The 16767-nt window shown below is 67.1% G+C and carries 17 protein-coding genes; 10 read left to right on the forward strand and 7 right to left on the reverse strand.

Features of this window, described 5'->3' with window-relative positions:
• Positions 1 to 467: 30S ribosomal protein S9 (gene rpsI, locus ACHFFA_RS03435; RefSeq protein ID WP_394269441.1), on the forward strand; the 467-nt coding region annotated here is incomplete at its 5' end.
• 109 nt (positions 468 to 576) lie between these two features.
• On the opposite strand, the gene ACHFFA_RS03440 is transcribed toward rpsI, so the two are convergent.
• The 5 genes from ACHFFA_RS03440 to ACHFFA_RS03460 all read right to left on the reverse strand — a co-directional run bounded on the left by ACHFFA_RS03440 (position 577) and on the right by ACHFFA_RS03460 (position 5919).
• The gene (locus tag ACHFFA_RS03440) at positions 577 to 1437 is read right to left on the reverse strand and encodes a metallophosphoesterase family protein (RefSeq protein WP_394269442.1); all 861 of its coding nucleotides are present in this window, start codon (positions 1435 to 1437) and stop codon (positions 577 to 579) included.
• Positions 1427 to 2278, reverse strand: coding sequence for a diacylglycerol kinase family protein (locus ACHFFA_RS03445; RefSeq protein ID WP_394269443.1), 852 nt, complete (start codon positions 2276 to 2278; stop codon positions 1427 to 1429). The genes ACHFFA_RS03440 and ACHFFA_RS03445 overlap by 11 nt, the downstream gene beginning before the upstream one ends.
• A 71-nt stretch (positions 2279 to 2349) precedes the next feature.
• Positions 2350 to 3096, reverse strand: a complete 747-nt coding sequence (locus ACHFFA_RS03450; protein WP_394269444.1) for a LytR/AlgR family response regulator transcription factor — start codon at positions 3094 to 3096, stop codon at positions 2350 to 2352.
• Entirely contained in the window at positions 3089 to 4372 is a 1284-nt protein-coding gene (locus tag ACHFFA_RS03455; RefSeq protein ID WP_394269445.1) for a sensor histidine kinase, read from the reverse strand. Before ACHFFA_RS03455 ends, ACHFFA_RS03450 begins: the two co-directional genes overlap by 8 nt.
• A gap of 32 nt (positions 4373 to 4404) precedes the next feature.
• Positions 4405 to 5919 (reverse strand): fumarate hydratase, encoded by a 1515-nt coding sequence (locus tag ACHFFA_RS03460; protein WP_394269457.1) that lies wholly within the window; start codon positions 5917 to 5919, stop codon positions 4405 to 4407.
• Between the two features lie 153 nt (positions 5920 to 6072).
• On the opposite strand from ACHFFA_RS03460, the gene ACHFFA_RS03465 reads away from it, so the two are divergent.
• From ACHFFA_RS03465 to ACHFFA_RS03485, 5 genes are all read left to right on the forward strand, one after another.
• Positions 6073 to 6690: a protein-L-isoaspartate O-methyltransferase gene (locus tag ACHFFA_RS03465; RefSeq protein ID WP_394269446.1), complete on the forward strand. Its 618-nt coding sequence runs from the start codon at positions 6073 to 6075 to the stop codon at positions 6688 to 6690.
• Positions 6690 to 8207 carry a TolC family outer membrane protein gene (locus ACHFFA_RS03470; protein WP_394269447.1) on the forward strand — a complete coding sequence of 506 codons (1518 nt, stop codon included), beginning with the start codon at positions 6690 to 6692 and terminating at the stop codon, positions 8205 to 8207. Before ACHFFA_RS03465 ends, ACHFFA_RS03470 begins: the two co-directional genes overlap by 1 nt.
• A 17-nt stretch (positions 8208 to 8224) precedes the next feature.
• Positions 8225 to 8710 carry a DUF2497 domain-containing protein gene (locus tag ACHFFA_RS03475; RefSeq protein ID WP_394269448.1) on the forward strand — a complete coding sequence of 162 codons (486 nt, stop codon included), beginning with the start codon at positions 8225 to 8227 and terminating at the stop codon, positions 8708 to 8710.
• 69 nt (positions 8711 to 8779) lie between these two features.
• Positions 8780 to 10894 (forward strand): prolyl oligopeptidase family serine peptidase, encoded by a 2115-nt coding sequence (locus ACHFFA_RS03480; protein WP_394269449.1) that lies wholly within the window; start codon positions 8780 to 8782, stop codon positions 10892 to 10894.
• A complete protein-coding gene (locus ACHFFA_RS03485; RefSeq protein WP_394269450.1) occupies positions 10887 to 11267 on the forward strand; it encodes a ferredoxin in 381 nt (126 codons plus the stop codon). Before ACHFFA_RS03480 ends, ACHFFA_RS03485 begins: the two co-directional genes overlap by 8 nt.
• Here the strand turns inward: ACHFFA_RS03485 and ACHFFA_RS03490 are convergent.
• A complete protein-coding gene (locus ACHFFA_RS03490; protein ID WP_394269451.1) occupies positions 11264 to 11551 on the reverse strand; it encodes a hypothetical protein in 288 nt (95 codons plus the stop codon). The two genes, ACHFFA_RS03485 and ACHFFA_RS03490, sit on opposite strands and share 4 nt — an antisense overlap.
• A gap of 124 nt (positions 11552 to 11675) precedes the next feature.
• On the opposite strand from ACHFFA_RS03490, the gene ACHFFA_RS03495 reads away from it, so the two are divergent.
• The 4 genes from ACHFFA_RS03495 (at position 11676) to ACHFFA_RS03510 (ending at position 14811) form a co-directional block, all read left to right on the forward strand.
• Complete coding sequence (locus ACHFFA_RS03495) at positions 11676 to 12107, forward strand: CBS domain-containing protein (RefSeq protein ID WP_394269452.1); 432 nt, start codon at positions 11676 to 11678, stop codon at positions 12105 to 12107.
• 32 nt (positions 12108 to 12139) lie between these two features.
• The gene (erpA, locus tag ACHFFA_RS03500) at positions 12140 to 12472 is read left to right on the forward strand and encodes an iron-sulfur cluster insertion protein ErpA (protein WP_394269453.1); all 333 of its coding nucleotides are present in this window, start codon (positions 12140 to 12142) and stop codon (positions 12470 to 12472) included.
• 38 nt (positions 12473 to 12510) lie between these two features.
• Positions 12511 to 13284: an exodeoxyribonuclease III gene (gene xth / locus ACHFFA_RS03505; RefSeq protein ID WP_394269454.1), complete on the forward strand. Its 774-nt coding sequence runs from the start codon at positions 12511 to 12513 to the stop codon at positions 13282 to 13284.
• 144 nt (positions 13285 to 13428) lie between these two features.
• Complete coding sequence (locus ACHFFA_RS03510) at positions 13429 to 14811, forward strand: ABC1 kinase family protein (RefSeq protein WP_394269455.1); 1383 nt, start codon at positions 13429 to 13431, stop codon at positions 14809 to 14811.
• Here ACHFFA_RS03510 and ACHFFA_RS03515 read toward each other — a convergent pair.
• On the reverse strand, positions 14808 to 16643 hold the full coding sequence (locus ACHFFA_RS03515; RefSeq protein WP_394269456.1) for a DUF885 domain-containing protein: 1836 nt from the start codon (positions 16641 to 16643) through the stop codon (positions 14808 to 14810). The genes ACHFFA_RS03510 and ACHFFA_RS03515 overlap by 4 nt on opposite strands.
• Positions 16644 to 16767: the final 124 nt, after the last annotated feature.

Consider the following 16767-nt stretch of genomic DNA (forward strand, 5'->3'; position numbering starts at 1 on the left):
AAGCCGACGCGCCGGCTACCGATGGCGGCTTCACCCCGGTCGTCAGCAACGCGCCGCTGCGCGAGCAGGAGCTCGACAAGCTCGGCCGGGCTTACGCCACCGGCCGCCGCAAGGACGCGGTCGCCCGCGTCTGGCTCAAGCCCGGCAGCGGCAAGATCGTGGTCAACGGCCGCGAGCAGGAAGTCTACTTCGCCCGCCCGACGCTGCGCCTCGTCATCAACCAGCCGTTCGGCGTTGCCGAGCGTGACGGCCAGTATGACGTCGTCTGCACCGTCAAGGGCGGTGGCCTGTCGGGTCAGGCCGGCGCGGTCAAGCATGGCATCTCGCAGGCGCTGTCGAAGTATGAGCCGGCGCTGCGCAGCACGGTCAAGGCCGCCGGCTTCCTCACCCGCGACCCGCGCGTGGTCGAGCGCAAAAAGTACGGTCGGGCCAAGGCCCGTCGCAGCTTCCAGTTCTCGAAGCGCTAAGGCTTTCGGTTCACCCGATCACCAGGAAGGGCGGTCTGTTTCGGCAGGCCGCCCTTTTCCGTTCGGGGCCAGAGAAAGCGAGGCCGTCGGTAAGATCCGCCACCGTCGCTCAATGCACCGGAGGATCGACCGGCGGCACGCGATTGACCGGCGCGACCGGCTCGTCCGGTTCGCGCGGGGGCAGGGCGTTTTCGGGAACGTCGTCAATCTGCATGTCGCAGGTCCTGATCTCTTCCAGATTGCGGACCGTGACCTCTAGCCTGCCATCACGCCAGGCGATTTCGTTGAAGCTCGGCGGGGTCGATCGGGTGCGCTGCGACAATGTGCCGGCGCCGATCATCCGGACCGGCCCGGCGCTCGTCTCCTCGAGAATGTCGAAGGCATCGTGAACATGCCCCGACAGAACCCCCACCACCGGGCGCCGGGCCAGTTCGCACAAAGCCTTCTCGCCATTGCGGGTCAGTGCCGTGCCTTTCGTACCCACCTCGCGCAGCGGATGATGGGCGGCGACCAGCACCCTCGTGCCCGCAGGCAGGGCGTCGATCGCGCGCAGGCACTTGTCCAGTGCAGCGCCGGTAATCCAGCCCTTGGACCAGTTCAGCCGCGGCTGCGCGCGCACCGCGGTCTTCAGCGGCACGATCGCCAGCGAGCCGAGATCCAGTTCGCGTTCGACCTTGTTCTCGACCCCGCGAAACCGGCGATAAGGCGCGATGAAGCGTTCAAGCGGATTAAAATAGGGCATGTCATGATTGCCCACCTCGACCGTGACCGGGGCGGCCAGGGTGTTGATCCAGTGCTTTGCAGCGGCAAATTCGCGATGCCGGGCGCGCATCGTCAGATCGCCGGTAATCGCCACCGCATCGGGAGCGCGGCGCGCGATTTCCTCCCTCACCCATTCGAGGGCGGCGGTGTGCTCGAGCCCGAAATGGATATCGGAAAGGTGAAAGATCAGCCGGTTGTCAGAAGCCATGATCGGTCGCTAGCAGATCGACTTCGCAAGGTGCCACCGCGAACTTCGCACGGCACGGAAGCGTGACCTGTTCGCCATCGATCAGGGCCTTGATGGGTTGGGCATCTCCGCTTTCGATCCGTAATTCGTCGAACAGGCCGAGCCGGGTGTGCGGCCCGTCGCGAAACTGCATCTTCAGCAGGGCAAGTCCCTGCTTCAAGAGCTCGGACGGCCGATCGGCATGGAACCCATCGGCGATGATCCCGCGGTGGCTGGGGGTCAGCTCGATTAGCGGATAGCCTTCGTCGCGTCCACGCAAGGGCGCCCGCAGATGCACCATCGCGCCGCCGGTCGATTCCGCTACCGCTTCGCTGGCGCCTTGGGCGATGCCGCTGATCGCCCGGTCGCGCAGCGCCTCGCGCACGCTGGCCCAAGCGGTGCCTGGGCCCACCAGCAAGCCGGCAAGCGCATCCCCTTCCTCCGACCGCACGACCAGGGGACGTACGGGCCGATAGGCGCCGCTGCGCAGGCGTTCGATGATCAGTTCGGGCTCGGCCTCGCCGTGCAGGCGGAGCGACAGAAGGTTCTTCGTCCCGCCGGGAAGGACGATGATCTCCCCCTGCCAGCCATAGAGGTCGGTCACAGCGGCATTGAGGGTGCCGTCCCCGGTAAAGATCGCAAGATGTCCGATCCCGGCCGTATCGAGCTGATCCGCAGTCGGCAAAGGGTCGTCGGGGACGCAGATGGTCCGCGCAATTTCGATCCCGGCGTCCCTGAAGGCGGCGATCACGAGATTGAGCGCATCGGCCGAATTGCTGCCGCTGCGTGCGTTGGCCAGCAACCAGATGCGTGCGATCCCCATGCCCCGCAAAACCGGTGCCGCGCGCCGCGGTTCCCCTGATCGCTTCTCCCGGTCGCCCGGCCGCCGTCTGTTCAGCGGCCGGCCATCGCCTTGACCCGCGGAAGATAGGTTCGCCCGATGCGCAGGGTTTCGCCATCGTCGAGTTCGACGACCCAGACGCCCAGCCCGTCGTGGCGCAAACGCTGGATCCGGTCTTTGCGCAGGATCGTCGACCGGTGGATGCGAATGAATTTGGCAGGATCGAGCCGTTCCTCAAGCCCGGCGATGGTCTGCAGCAGCAGGAACGAGCGCCAGCCATCCTCGCCCGCGACATGGAGGCGGACATAATCGCGCTCGGCATCGATTCGGCCGACCTCGTCAGCCGCAATGCGGACCAGTTCGCTGCGATGGGGGATCCACAGTTCCTCCAGCCACGGGCTGCTGGGTTCGGCCTGACGCCGCGTGCGCGAAAACGCCCGTTCGACCGCGCGTTCCAGCCGTTCGGCCTCAACCGGCTTCAGCACATAGTCGACCGCGTCGAGATCGAACGCCTCGACCGCATAGTGATCATGCGCGGTGACGAAGACGATCGCGGGCGGGCGGGGCCGCTCGGCCAGCGTGCGGGCGACGCTCAGACCATCGCCTTCGGGCATCGTCATGTCCAGCAGCAACAGATCGGGCTGGAGGCGCGCTGCAAGAGCCAGCGCTTCGGCCCCGTTGCTGGCTGCGCCGACGAGTTCGAGCTGGGGCAGGCGGCGGCAAATTACCTCCATCCGCTCGATCGCCAGAGGTTCGTCATCGACGATCAGCGTGCGCAGGGCAGGCGCCGGATCAGCCATGCCGCACCAGCGGAAGGGCGAGCCGGGTTTCGTAACCGGTGGCCGTGGGTCCGGAAACGACCGAGGTTTCTGCCCCGAACCGGGCCCGCAGCCGGTCGCGCACATTGCCGATGCCGATGCCGAAACCGGCACCCGCGCCCGGCGCCGTGCCCGGGCCATCGTCGGCCACGGTTACCAGCAACTGCCCGTCGGCTGCGCGTGCCCGGATGGTGATCGTCACCGGACGGCTCGATGTCGAGACCCCGTATTTGACCGAATTTTCGACCAGTGGCTGGAGGATCATGCCCGGCACGCGGCACCGGGCCAGCTCGGGCGGGCAATCGATCGTCACGCGCAGCCGGTCGGGAAAGCGCACCGATTCGATTTCGAGATACAGCGCCTGAAGTTCGAGTTCCTCCTCGAGCAGGACGTCGCCGGTGGGGTCTTCGGCCAGCGAATGGCGATAGAAGCGCGAGAGCGAATGGATCATCTGTTCGGCGCGTTCCTCCTTGCCCGTCATGACGAGTGCGGACAGCGAGTTGAGGGTATTGAACAGGAAGTGCGGGTTGACCTGATAGCGCAGGCTGCGCAGTTCGGCAGCCTTGGCGGCGCTGCGCAGCCGCTGTCCCTCACGCTCGGCCAGGCGCGCCCGCTGTGCCGCGACCAGCGCGAGATACAGCGCCGCCCAGGCGATCAGCAGGAAGTAACGCCCGAGTGCAACATCGGTGAACTGGCGCCAGCGGTCGATCCCGGTGGGGGCCTTGGCCAGCACGATGGTGGTGGGCGCCGCCGGGTCTTGTGCGGCGGGCATCGCCGGTCCGGGTACGTCGACCAGCAGGTTGCCGGCTTCGTCCCGGCGGATGCTGACCCCCTGGCGCACACCGATCTCGCGGGTGACCGCATCCTCGATCGGGGCGAAGACCATTTCGTTGAGCTGGGCGATCGCCGCGGCCGCAGGCAGCGCGGCGATGAAGGCGACGACAATCTGCAACCACATCGCGCGCCGTTCGAACAGGCGGATCACGCGCCACAGCACCCAGGTGACGGCGACCCCGCCCAGCGTCACCAGGACGCGGCGCCACAGGAGCTCGCCCTGCAGTTCAAGACCTACGAGGCTGCCACGCAGGGTCACGAGGAGGAAATAGGCCAGCCACAGGCCGCCCATCGATGCCAGCACGGTGCGGAAGGGGACCCGCGCCGCCGGGCTTCGATGGTCGGTTTCGGGCGGGCGGGCGCGCGGCATGGCCCCGCCGTGTGGCGCGTCCGCCCCGTCCGCGCCAGCCCTGTCGTCGAGCACGCCGGGACGTTGGTCGAAGACCGTGCGGGTCGTCAGAGCGGCTCGAACTCCCCCACGGCGATCCGCCGGCTCCACTCCGCCGGGGCAAGCTTGTGGACGTTGTTGCCAAAAGCATCGACCGCCACGGTCACGGGCATGTCCTCGACCTCGAATTCGTAGATCGCCTCCATGCCGAGGTCCTCGAACGCGATCACCCGGGCACCCTTGATCGCCCGGCTGACGAGATAGGCCGCCCCCCCGGTCGCCATGAGATAGGCGACCTTGAACCGGCTGATCACCTCGACCGCGTCCTGGCCGCGTTCGGCCTTGCCGATCATGGCCAGCAGGCCAAGATCGAGCATCGTTTCGGTGAACTTGTCCATCCGCGTGGCAGTGGTCGGGCCGGCGGGGCCGACCACTTCGCCCATCACCGGGTCGACCGGGCCGACATAATAGATCGCGCGGCCGCGGAAATCGACCGGCAGCGCCTCGCCCCGCTCGATCATGTCGGCGATGCGCTTGTGGGCTGCGTCCCGCCCGGTCAGCATCTTGCCCGAGAGCAGCAGGCGGTCCCCATGCTTCCAGCTGGCGACTTCCTCGGGCGTGAGGTGATCGAGATCGACGCGTTTCGCAGCGGCGTCGGGACGCCAGGTGACCCGAGGATATTCCTCGATGCGGGGCGGCTCGAGATAGGCGGGCCCGCTGCCATCGAGGGTGAAGTGCGCATGGCGCGTGGCGGCGCAATTGGGGATCATCGCCACCGGCTTGCCCGCCGCGTGGCATGGCGCATCGAGAATCTTGACATCGAGCACGGTCGACAGCCCGCCCAGTCCCTGAGCGCCCACCCCGGTGGCATTGACGGCGTCGTAGATGTCAATCCGCAACTGTTCCAGATCGCTTTGCGCACCGCGCTGCTTGAGCTGGCCCATGTCGATCGGCTGCATCAGGCTGAGCTTGGCCAGCTTCATGCAATGTTCGGCCGTCCCGCCGATGCCGATGCCGAGCATCCCCGGAGGGCACCAGCCGGCGCCCATCGACGGGATCTGCTCGAGCACCCAGTCGACGATATTGTCGCTGGGGTTCATCATCTTGAACTTGCTCTTGTTCTCGCTGCCGCCGCCCTTGGCCGCGACGTCGATCGAGACGGTATTCCCCGGCACCATGTCCACCGCCAGCACGCACGGGGTATTGTCGCGGGTATTGCGGCGGGTGAAGGCGGGATCGGCGAGGATCGAGGCACGCAGCTTGTTGTCGGGATTGTTGTAGGCTCGCCGGACTCCTTCGTCGACCACCTCCTGAAGGCTGCGGCGGCTGTCCAGCCGGCAGTCCATCCCCCAGCTGACGAAGACATTGACGATGCCGGTATCCTGGCAGATCGGCCGATGCCCCTCGGCACACATCCGGCTGTTGGTGAGGATCTGGGCGATGGCGTCCTTGGCGGCCGGCCCCTGCTCCGCCTCGTAGGCCGCGCCCAGCGCGCGGATGTAGTCCATCGGGTGATAATAGGAGATGTACTGGAGCGCGTCGGCGACGCTCTCGATCAGATCGTCTTCCTTGATGAGGGTCATGTCGTCCATCGTCGGGAATCCTCGAATTGCAGATTTGCGATCCTCGATAGAAGGCTTGGCGCACATAGGTCAAAGCGCTTGGAAGCAATCGGGCTTGCGCCTAAGGCAAGGCCTCTTGCCAAACCGTATTATTCATATAACACAGCCTCGGACATGATAACCCAGCTCGACCATACCCGGCCCGACCTCGGGCAGACCGATTTTGTCGCCGCGCGCAAAGCGATGATCGACAGCCAGTTGCGCACCAGCGGCGTCAACGAGGGCTTCGTTCTGGAACGCATGGGAGCCGTCCCGCGCGAGGATTTCGTGCCCCCGACCGCGCGCGCGACGGCCTATATGGACCGGGCGATCCGCCTGGCCGACGGCGGCTTCCTCGCCGCTCCGGTGTTCCACGGTGCGATGCTCGCCGAAGCGCAGCCGACCGCCGCCGACCGCGTGCTGGTGATCGATGCCGGCAGCGGATACCTGCCCGAACTGATCCGGCCGCTGGTCGCCGCGCTCGATGTCGTCACTCCGGAACAGGGGGCCGATGGACAGGCGCAGGGAGGCTATTCGCTGATCCTGATCGACGGCGCGGTCGAACACGTGCCCGAATCGCTTGGCGACCTCCTCGATGGGGACGGCCGGCTGGTGACCGGCCTGGTCGAGCGCGGGGTGACCCGGCTTGCCACCGGTCGGCGGGCGGGTGCCACCCTGGGCCTCGTGGCGCTGGCCGAAATGGGCATTCCGCGGCTCGGCGCCTTCGACAAGCCGGCTGGCTGGACGTTCTGATGTTCCCGCGCACGAGGCGGACGCGGGTTGCCGCAAGCGCACTGGCGCTCGCCTTCGGGCTCGGCGCTTCGGCGGCGCGGGCCGATACCCTGCAGGAGGCTCTGAGCGAGGCCTACCGCAACAATCCCAATTTGCTTGCCGCTCGGGCGCAGCAGCGTGCGGTCGACGAAACCGTCCCGATCGAGCGGGCTGCCGGGCGGCCCAATGCCGGCGTCACCGGAAGCTATACCGAATTTCTCGATCAGCAGGCCGGCAGCTTCGGCCCCGACCGGGCGGTGAGCGCCGGTCTCGATCTTGGCGTTCCGCTTTATCAGGGCGGGGCGGTGAAGAACGCGGTGCGCGCGGCACGCACGCGGGTAGGGGCAGGGCAGGCCGATCTGCGCGGCACCGAAAGCGCGATCTTCACCCAGGTGGTCGCCGCGTACATGGACGTGCTGCGGGGGCAGGCGCTGGTTTCGCTGGCGAGAAACCAGGTCGATGTGCTCTCGGTCAACGTGCGCGCCACCAGCGACCGGTTCGAGATCGGCGACCTCACCCGCACCGACGTGGCCCAGTCGCAGGCCCGGCTGGCGCTGGCGGAAGGCGACCTGCGCTCGGCCGAAGCCAATCTCATTGCCGCGCGCGAGGACTATATCGCGCTCGTCGGGCAGGCGCCGGTCGATCTTGCGCCGCCCCCGCCCCTGCCGGGGCTGCCGAGCGACGTCGAAAACGCGGTCGACATCGCGCTCGACAACAATCCCGACATCATCGCCGATCGCGAACGCGCGCGGGCGGCCGGTTACGACATTCGCGTGGCGGGCGCATCACGCCTGCCGCGGGTGTCGGCCTTCACCGGGTACAGCTACAACAACTACCTCGGCAGCCTGCCCGATTCGGTCGATCCGGATAATCCCGACGTCGTCATCCTCAGCCCCCAGCGCAACGGGGCGGCACAGGCCGGGGTGCAATTGAGCGTGCCCCTGTTCCAGGGCGGGCGGCCGGCGGCGTTGCAACGCCAGGCGCAGGCCTTCGCCTCCGCCGCGCTCGAGACCGTCGTCGCGACCGAACGCGATGTGATCGCACAGGTCCGTGCTGCCTGGTCGAGCTACCGCGCCTCGCTCGCGATCATCGAATCGACCCAGACCGCGGTCGATGCCGCCGCTCTCAGCCTCGAGGGCGTGCGGGCGGAAAATTCGATCGGCAACCGGACGATCCTCGAAGTGCTCAATGCCGAGCAGGAATTGCTCAACGCCCGGGTCAATCTGGTGACTGCCCGGCGCAATGCCTACGTCGCCGGCTTTTCGCTGCTCGCTGCGATGGGCCGCGCCGAGGCCCGCGACCTCGGCTTCGTCGACGAGGGTCAGCTGTACGACCCGGTGATCAATTACGAGCGGGTCGAGAACAGCTGGTGGGACTGGGCCCGCGATCCCGACCCCACCACCACCGCGACCCGTACGGTTGACGTGCCCGCGCAAACCGCCGACATTCCCTTAAGTGACGATCTTCCGCTCCCGGTCGAACCGCTGGCGGACGAGTGAAGCGAGAGGGACTGCCCATGCCCCTGCCAGGCGAACCGTCGGTCGAGGAAATCCTCGATTCGATCAAGAAGGTGATCGCGCGCGACAATCAGGAGCGCGAGGAGCTGATCGCAGGCCGCCGCCGCGCCGCCGATGCGCCCGAACCTGCCGATGGCGAAGAGGCCGAGGAAGTGCTCGAACTCGGCTCCTATGGCGAGGAGCTGATCCTGTCCGAGGACGAGGCCCATGCCGAGACTGCCCGCCGGCAGGCGCTGGACGAGATCGATGCGCTGATGCGGGGCGAGGCCGAAGCCGCCATGCGCGAGAACTTTGCCGCGCTGGCCACGCTTTCGCAGCCGGGCCGTGCGCCGCAGATCGTCCGGCAGGGAGAAACCTCGCTCGAGGGGCTGGTGCGCGAAATGCTCCGGCCGATGCTGGCCCGCTGGCTGGACGACAATCTGCCGGCCATGGTCGAACAGCTGGTGAAAGCCGAAATCGCGCGCATCGCTGGCAAGCGCGGCTAGGCGCTTTTCCCCTTACCTCGCCGGTCGGGGCGCGTTACATCGCCCGGCATGAGGATGTCCTTGAGGGCCATGAGCCCGTTCGTCAGCGTCGCGGCGCTTTTTGCCGTCCCGCTTCACGCGCAAACCCCGGCCGACGATGCAGCCACCGGCGGCCAGCGCGCGATGACCGCGACCGATCTCGTCACCATGCCCCGCCTTGGCGCGCCAAGCGTCTCGCGCGACGGGGCGTGGGCGCTCTACCCGGTCACCACCACCGCGGACCAGACGTTCAAGCGGACGACGCGCTTCTACCTGCACAGGCTCGACCGGCCCGGCGCGGCCCCGATGGCCTTGCCGATCGACGGGTCGAGTGCGGTGTTCGGCCCGGACGGGGCAATCTACTACCTTGCAGCCGACGCCGAGGACCGGGCGCAGGTCTGGCGCCTGCCGGTAGGCGCGGACGGGACACCGGGCACGGCGGCGCAGGTCACCCGCCTGCCGCGCGCGATCGACGGTTTCTCGGTGTCCCCGAATGGCAAGGCACTGGCGATCTGGGCCGCCCTGCCGCGAACCTGCACCGATTTCGGCTGCGACGACAGCGTCAGACCCTATGCGCCCGGTCCGGGCAACGGGCGGCTGTATCAGGGTAACGAGGGCCTCGTGCGGCACTGGGACGCCTGGGAAACCCCCGGCACGCTCAACCGGGTGTTCGTCGTGCCGCTGGCGCAAGGGCGGGCGAGCGGCACCCCCGTGCCCGTCGACGGGCCGATCGGCGCGGGCGGGCCGGCCGGAGATACGCCGACCATGCCCTACGGCGGGGGCGAGGACATCGCCTGGGCGCCGGATGGCAGCGCGCTCTACTTCGCTGCCCGGCAGGCCGACGGTCAGGAACCCTATTCGGTCAATATCGACATCTGGCGCGCCGAGCCCCTGCGCGGCGGGGCGCCGATCAATCTTACCGATGCGAACGAAGCGCTCGACACGATGCCCACCCCCTCGCCCGATGGGCAGTATCTTGCCTATCTGGCAATGGCGCGGCCGGGATACGAGGCGGATCGCCAGGTTATCATGCTGCGCGATCTGAAGACCGGGGTGACGAGCGCGTTGACCGAAGGGTTCGATCGCAGCTTCTCAAGCCTCGCATGGACGCCCGATTCGCGCTGGCTGGTGGCGACCGCGCAGGATGTGCTCGATACCCCGGCGTTCCGCATCGATCCACGCAGCGGCACGGTCGACCGGCTCGACCTGATGGCCGGGGACGAGGCGCATATCGCCAATGTCGTGCCCCTGCATGGTCAGCGTCTGCTGTTCAGCCGCGATTCGATCGGCGCGCCGGCCGAACTGTTCATCGCTAACGGCTGGGGGCAGGCCAAGCCGTTGACCATGGTGGCGACCCGGCAAATCGGCGCACTAGCCCCCGTCTCGGTCGAACGGTTCAGCTTCAAGGGCGCGAACGGCGCCACGGTCTGGGGCCAGATCACCAAGCCTGCCGATGTCGGCGGGCGGCTGCCGGTCATTCTTTATGTCCACGGCGGTCCGCAGGGCTCGTTCAACGATGCCTGGTCGAGCCGCTGGAATCCCCGCGTCGTCGCCAGCCAGGGCTATGCGGTCGTCTCGGTCGATTTCCACGGGAGCACCGGCTACGGGCAGGCCTTCACCGATGCCATCAATCGCGATTGGGGCGGCAAGCCGCTCGAGGATCTCAAGCTCGGCCTTGCCGCGGCGCTCGAACGGGATCGCCAGATCGACGGCACCCGTGCCTGTGCGATGGGGGCGAGCTACGGCGGTTACATGATGAACTGGATCGAGGGACAATGGCCCGACCGGTTCGATTGCCTGGTCCAGCACAACGGCCTCTTCGACATGCGGGCCTTCTACTACAGCACCGAGGAATTGTGGTTCCCGCGCTGGGATTTCGGTGGCGGCTATGCCGATCAGCCGGCGCTTTATGAAAAATGGAACCCGATCAATCACCTGTCTGAATGGCGTACGCCGATGCTGGTGACGATCGGCGAACGGGACTTCCGCGTGCCCTACACCCAGGGCCTGGCGGCCTTCACCGCCCTCAAGGAGAAGGGCATTCCGTCACAATTGCTGGTCTTCCCGGACGAAAACCACTGGGTGCTGCAACCGGCCAATTCGGTGCAGTGGCACGACACGGTCTTCGCGTGGCTCGACCGCTGGCTGAAGCCCGGCGATGAGTAAGACGGACAAGGAGATCGCCAAGGCGGCCGCCGCCTTCGTCAAGATCGGCGGCGATACGATCGATCGGCAGATTTTCCTGTGCTCGATCAGCGAGAAGCAGAAGTGCTGCTCGCGTGACGAGGGCAAGGCCGCCTGGTCCTATCTCAAGAAGCGCTGCAAGGAACTGGGGCTGACGGGCCGCGGCGGAACGGTGCAGCGGACCAAGGCGGATTGCCTGCAGGTCTGTCATGCCGGGCCGATCGCGGTCGTCTGGCCGGATAACGTGTGGTACCATTCGTGCCATCCGGACGTGCTGGAAGAGATCATCCAGCGCCACCTCATCGGCGGGGTCCCGGTGGAGGAATATCGCCTCGCCGCGCCCGACGCCGCCTAGCGATCGTCCGGAAAGTCGCTGCCCACCGAATCGTCGTGGCCGGTACCCGACGACAGGAAGACCAGCCCCATCAGGGCGCCCGCCATCAGCATGGTGAACCCGATGCCGAGCGCGGTGGCGATGTAGAAATGGATCGAAACCGGCTCTTCGCCGAGATAGATCGCCACCATCGCAATGCCGACAGCGACGATGGTCAGCGCCAGCATCCCTTTCATGATCCGCCGATAACGCGCCCAGGCAAAGGCTGCGCCTTGCGGATCGTCGAGCATCGATTTGCGCGCCATACGTTGCATCTGGCGCGTTCGCGGGTGCTTTTCAACTCGGCCGAAGGACGGATTCGCCTTTTCGCCGGAAATGCGGCATCCTTCGCCTCATCGGCCAGGCATCCGGCAAGAGGAGGCAGTTGACATGCGCATCGCCCAGATCATCGACCAGCGGGCATCGAGCGATATCGTCAGCATCGATTGCGATAGTCGGCTCGGGGATGCCGTGCGCCTGCTCGCCGAAAAGCGGATCGGCGCATTGCCGGTGATGGAGCGGGGCGAGGTGCTGGGCATCCTGTCCGAACGCGACGTCATCTACTGCCTTGCTGCCGAAGGCGATGCCAGCCTTGCCCGCCCGGTGACCGAGGTGATGACTTCGCCGGCGATTACGGTCGAGCGGGAAACCACGGTCGACCAGGCGCTGGCCCTGATGACCAAGCGCCGGGTGCGCCACCTGCCGGTGATGGAAGGCGAGCGGATGTGCGGCTTCATCTCGATCGGGGACCTCGTCAAATCGCGCTTCGACGAGGTCGAGCACGAGGCGCGCGCCTTGCGCGATTACATCTCGACCGCTTGAGGCGCGGCGCCAGTGCTCCTAGATTGACGCGGATGACCGATGCGCTCCCCGTCCTCACGCCCGCCGCCGCCCGGCGGGTTACCGCCATCGCCGCGCGGCAGGGCAAGCCTGCCATGCTGCGCCTCTCGGTGGAAGGCGGGGGCTGTTCGGGCTTCCAGTACAGGTTCGCCCTTGCCGAAAGCCGCCAGGATGACGACCGCGAGACCCGCACCGATGGAGTGACCCTGCTGGTCGACCCGGTCAGCCTCGACCTTGTCGCCGGGGCCGAGGTCGATTTCGTCGAATCGCTTGGCGGGGCGGCATTCCGGGTCAGCAATCCCAATGCCGCGGCGGGCTGCGGCTGCGGGTCGAGTTTCGGGATTTAGGTTTTACGCCCCCGCCGCTTTCGGGCATCAGGCGGGCCATGCGCATCGCCACCTACAACATCAACGGGATCAAGGCCCGCCTGCCGCGGCTGAAGGAATGGCTCGAGGAAACCCGCCCCACCGTCGCCTGCTTGCAGGAGATCAAGACGATGGACGAAGGTTTCCCGGCGGACGAGTTCGAGGCGATCGGCTATCAGGCAATCTGGCACGGGCAGAAGGGCTTCAACGGCGTCGCCATCCTCGCCGACGGAGTAAAGCCGATCGAGATCCAGCGCGGCTTGCCGGGTGACGAGACCGACGAGCAGGCGCGCTATCTCGAGGCCGAGGTCAACGGGGTGCGCATCGCCTCGATCTATCTTCCCAACGGCAATCCGCAGCCGGGGCCTAAGTTCGACTACAAGCTTGCCTGGATGGAACGGCTGCGCCGCCATGCGCGCCAGTTGTGGGAAGCGGAAATCCCGGTGGCGCTGGTGGGCGACTACAATGTCATCCCTCACGATCACGACGTCTGGTCGCCGCGCGCCATGGCCGACGATGCCTTGATGCAGCCCGCTTCGCGCGATGCCTATGCCCGCATGATCGGCGATGGCTGGACCGATGCCATCGACACTCTCTATCCCGGCGGCGGCAGGTGGACCTTCTGGGATTATCAGGCCGGCGCTTGGCAGCGCGATCACGGGTTCCGGATCGATCACCTCCTGCTGTCGCCCGAACTTGCCGACCGGATGACCGGGGCGGGCATCGACAAGGCCTATCGCGGCCGCGAAAAGGCGAGCGATCATACCCCTGTCTGGGTCGATATCGCCGATTGACGGGCTCACGCTTCAAGGCAGGCTTGGGCTCGATAGGGCGCACCTCGCAAAGTGACATTCGCGCGCTGCGCCCCATATGGCGGGAATGACGTACCCCTCGCCTGTGCCGCCCGCGCCCCGCCCCATCGTGACCTGGGCGCATCGATGAACGACGACGGTTTTGCCGACCCAGGGCGCAAGGTTCCTCGCGGCAGGCTGTCGCGACTGGGAGAATTCGGGCGTCTGGCGGGCGGGGTGGCCGGAGGGATGCTGGCCGAAGGCGCACGGCGCATCGCCGATGGCGAACGGCCGCGAATGCGCGACATGCTGCTGACCCCTGCGAATATCGGCAAGGTGGCCGACCGGCTCGCGCACCTTCGCGGGGCGGCGATGAAGCTGGGCCAGATGATCTCGATGGACGCAGGCGATGTCCTCCCGCCCGAACTGACGGCGATCATGGCACGGCTGCGCGATCAGGCGCAGCATATGCCGCCAGCCCAGTTGCAGCAGGTGCTCGCCGCGCAATGGGGGCGGGACTGGCGCACCCGGTTCAGGCGGTTCGAGCCGCGGCCGATCGCCGCCGCCTCGATCGGACAGGTGCATCGCGCGCTTACCCGCGACGGGCGCGAACTGGCCATCAAGGTCCAGTATCCCGGTGTGCGCGAAAGCATCGATGCCGATGTCGACAATGTCGCGACGCTGCTGCGGGTATCGGGTCTCCTGCCGCGCGAGCTCGACATCGCGCCGCTGCTGGCCGAAGCGAAGCGCCAGCTGGCCGTGGAGGCGGATTATGTCCGCGAAGGCGAGCAGATGACGCGCTTCGGCGCGCTGCTCGCGGATGTGCCCGGCGTGGTGGTCCCGGTCCTCGACCCGGAGCTGACCACCGACCGGGTACTGGCGATGAGCTATGTTCCCGGGCGCCCGATCGAGACGCTGGAGAATGCGCCGCAGAACGAGCGCGACGCTGCGATGCGCAGCGTGTTCGCATTGGTCCTGCGCGAACTGTTCGATTTCGGCCTCATGCAGACCGACCCCAACTTCGCCAATTATCGCTACCAGCCCGACAGCCGGCGGCTGGTGCTGCTCGACTTCGGTGCGGTGCGCCCGGTCGCCCCGGAAACCGCACGCGCCTATCGCAGGCTGGTTGCCGCAGGGCTATCGGGCGACCGCGAACAAGTACGCGCGGCGGCCCTGGCGGCGGGCGTGCTGGGCGAGGCGGCCGCCAACCGTCATCGCCCGCGGATCGACGCGATGATCGATGTCATCCTGCCCGAACTGGACCGGCCCGGCCCGTTCGATTTCGGGGATCGCGGCTTTGTCGAACTGCTGCGCGACGATGCGATGGAGATCGCCGCCGACCGCTCGACCTGGCATATCCCGCCGACCGACCTGCTGTTCGCCCAGCGCAAGATCAGCGGTACCGCGCTGCTTGCCGCCCGGCTCAAGGCCCGGGTCGATGTCCGCGAAATGGTGAGTGCGGCCCTTGCCGCCGGCGCCGGACAGGATGACACGGACGCCGGCAGCGGGGCGGAGGCTCCCGAAATCTAGCCGGCGCGGCGCGCGGCGATATGCGCCTCGACCTGTTCTTCCAGCGCATCCAGCGGGAGCGCGCCCTGGCCCAGCACCGCCTCGTGGAAGGCGCGGATATCGAACCGCTCGCCAAGTTCGCGCTCCGCTTTCTGGCGCAGTTCGGCGATTTTAAGCTGGCCGATCATGTAGCTGGTCGCCTGCCCGGGGTTGTTGATGTAGCGATCGACTTCCTTGCGGATATCGCGTTCGGAGTTGGGCGAATTGGCGCGGAAATAGTCGATCGCCCGCTCGCGTGACCAGCGCTTGGAATGGATGCCGGTATCGAGCACCAGCCGGATCGCGCGCCACATCTGGAGCGACAGCATCCCAAAACGCTGCTCGGGCGTCGTATAGACCCCCATCTCGTCCGCCAGCCGCTCCGAATAGAGCGCCCACCCCTCGACGTAGGCGCCATAGCCGCCGAACCGCCGGAAGCGCGGCAGACCTTCCAGTTCCTGCGCCCGCGCGATCTGGAAATGGTGCCCGGGCGCCCCTTCATGCACGGCGATGCCTGCGGTCTGGACCCGGTTCACCTGCGTCATGTCGGCAAGGTTGACGTAGAAGATGCCCGGCCGTGAGCCATCGGGCGCGGGCCGGTTGTAGAAGGCGACCGCCGCGGTATCTTCGCGAAACGGCTCTACTGCGCGAACTTCCAGTGCGGCCTTGGGAAGCCGTTCGAAATAGTGCGGGGCCTTGGCCATGACATCCGCGATGATCGCGCGCGCTTCGCCGAGATATTGCTCGCGGCCCGCGGCGGTATCGGGGTATTTGAACGCCTGATCGGTGCGCAGCGCGGTGAAGAACTCCTCGAGCGACCCGGCAAAACCGATCGCCCGCTTGACCGCTTCCATCTCGGCCCGGATCGCCGCGACCTGTTCAAGGCCGATGGCATGGATCTGGTCTGCGCTGAGGTCGGTGGTCGTCGAAGCCTTGAGACGATAGGCGTAGTAGGACGCGCCATCGGGCAGGCTCCAGGCGCCGTTGTTCCCCTTGGCCATGGGTTCGAGCGTGCGGATGCCGCGCAGCAGGGTTTCGATGCCCTGCCGGAACGGACCGGTCAGCGCGGCGCGCCCTTCGCCCAGGAGCCGGGTCTTCTCGGCTTCGGGGATGGTCAGCGCGGCGACCTTGGCCTGGAAGTCGGCCCACAGCGGATTGTCCTCACCGCTTGCAAAGGGCGCGCCTTCGAGGATCGCGGCAGCATCGGCGGTGGCCGGAGCGAAGACCATTTCGGGCGGGACGATCCCCTGCGCCGCCTGCTGCTGCATCACCGCGACGGTTTCGCGCATCACCCGTTCGCTATCGCGCAAGCGGGCGATATAGGCCTCGGCATCGGCGACGCTGGCGACCTTGTGCTGATTGATCAGGAACACCGGAATGCTTCCCGCCGGCGTACCGTTGGTCGACACCGGAAATCCGTAGACCCGGAACCGGTCGCCTTCGCGGCTGCGTTCGACCTCGCGCTCGAACAGGGTGTAGCTCATCCGTGCCGTCGGGCCGAGCAGGGCGGGATCGAACCCGGCGCGCATCTCTGCCAGCTGCCGTTCGGCAAGGGCCAGCCCTTTCGCCTCTGCTTCGAGCGTATAATCGTCGAGCCGGTCGTACCCTGCCTTGCTGCCGAGGCTGGTCAGCGTCTCGGGGCTGAGAGCGACCTGCGCATCGAATGCCGCATCGAGAAACGCCAGCAACCGCGCATCCTCTGCCGCCGTCGACGAAGGCATCGCCGGGGCCTCGCCCGCGGGCGGGAGGGGCGCGTTCTCCATCTGCGCGGCGCAGCCGGCGAGCAACAGGGCGGGAAGCAGGCGGTGGATCATGCAGCGTATCCTCTCGTTTCGCCCTGCGCTTTGCGTGGACAAGCCCTGCGTGGCAAGCCCGGCGCAAGCCGAAGCATGCCAAAAGGCCGATCGCCGAGGGTTAGGGAGAATGGCGCACCCGACA

Origin of the sequence: Qipengyuania sp., from assembly GCF_043423005.1 — a bacterium.
Classification (GTDB): domain Bacteria; phylum Pseudomonadota; class Alphaproteobacteria; order Sphingomonadales; family Sphingomonadaceae; genus Qipengyuania.

Bases quoted from the DNA above. Each gene is read 5' to 3' on its own strand.
- ACHFFA_RS03480 (WP_394269449.1), top strand. From the start codon at position 8,780: ATGAGCCCGTTCGTCAGCGTCGCGGCGCTTTTTGCCGTCCCGCTTCAC.
- xth (WP_394269454.1), top strand. From the start codon at position 12,511: ATGCGCATCGCCACCTACAACATCAACGGGATCAAGGCCCGCCTGCCG.
- erpA (WP_394269453.1), top strand. From the start codon at position 12,140: ATGACCGATGCGCTCCCCGTCCTCACGCCCGCCGCCGCCCGGCGGGTT.
- ACHFFA_RS03460 (WP_394269457.1), bottom strand. From the start codon at position 5,919: ATGACCCTCATCAAGGAAGACGATCTGATCGAGAGCGTCGCCGACGCG.
- ACHFFA_RS03485 (WP_394269450.1), top strand. From the start codon at position 10,887: ATGAGTAAGACGGACAAGGAGATCGCCAAGGCGGCCGCCGCCTTCGTC.
- ACHFFA_RS03445 (WP_394269443.1), bottom strand. From the start codon at position 2,278: ATGGGGATCGCACGCATCTGGTTGCTGGCCAACGCACGCAGCGGCAGC.
- ACHFFA_RS03475 (WP_394269448.1), top strand. From the start codon at position 8,225: ATGCCCCTGCCAGGCGAACCGTCGGTCGAGGAAATCCTCGATTCGATC.
- ACHFFA_RS03510 (WP_394269455.1), top strand. From the start codon at position 13,429: ATGAACGACGACGGTTTTGCCGACCCAGGGCGCAAGGTTCCTCGCGGC.
- ACHFFA_RS03515 (WP_394269456.1), bottom strand. From the start codon at position 16,643: ATGATCCACCGCCTGCTTCCCGCCCTGTTGCTCGCCGGCTGCGCCGCG.
- ACHFFA_RS03465 (WP_394269446.1), top strand. From the start codon at position 6,073: ATGATAACCCAGCTCGACCATACCCGGCCCGACCTCGGGCAGACCGAT.
- ACHFFA_RS03470 (WP_394269447.1), top strand. From the start codon at position 6,690: ATGTTCCCGCGCACGAGGCGGACGCGGGTTGCCGCAAGCGCACTGGCG.
- ACHFFA_RS03490 (WP_394269451.1), bottom strand. From the start codon at position 11,551: ATGGCGCGCAAATCGATGCTCGACGATCCGCAAGGCGCAGCCTTTGCC.
- ACHFFA_RS03495 (WP_394269452.1), top strand. From the start codon at position 11,676: ATGCGCATCGCCCAGATCATCGACCAGCGGGCATCGAGCGATATCGTC.
- ACHFFA_RS03450 (WP_394269444.1), bottom strand. From the start codon at position 3,096: ATGGCTGATCCGGCGCCTGCCCTGCGCACGCTGATCGTCGATGACGAA.
- ACHFFA_RS03440 (WP_394269442.1), bottom strand. From the start codon at position 1,437: ATGGCTTCTGACAACCGGCTGATCTTTCACCTTTCCGATATCCATTTC.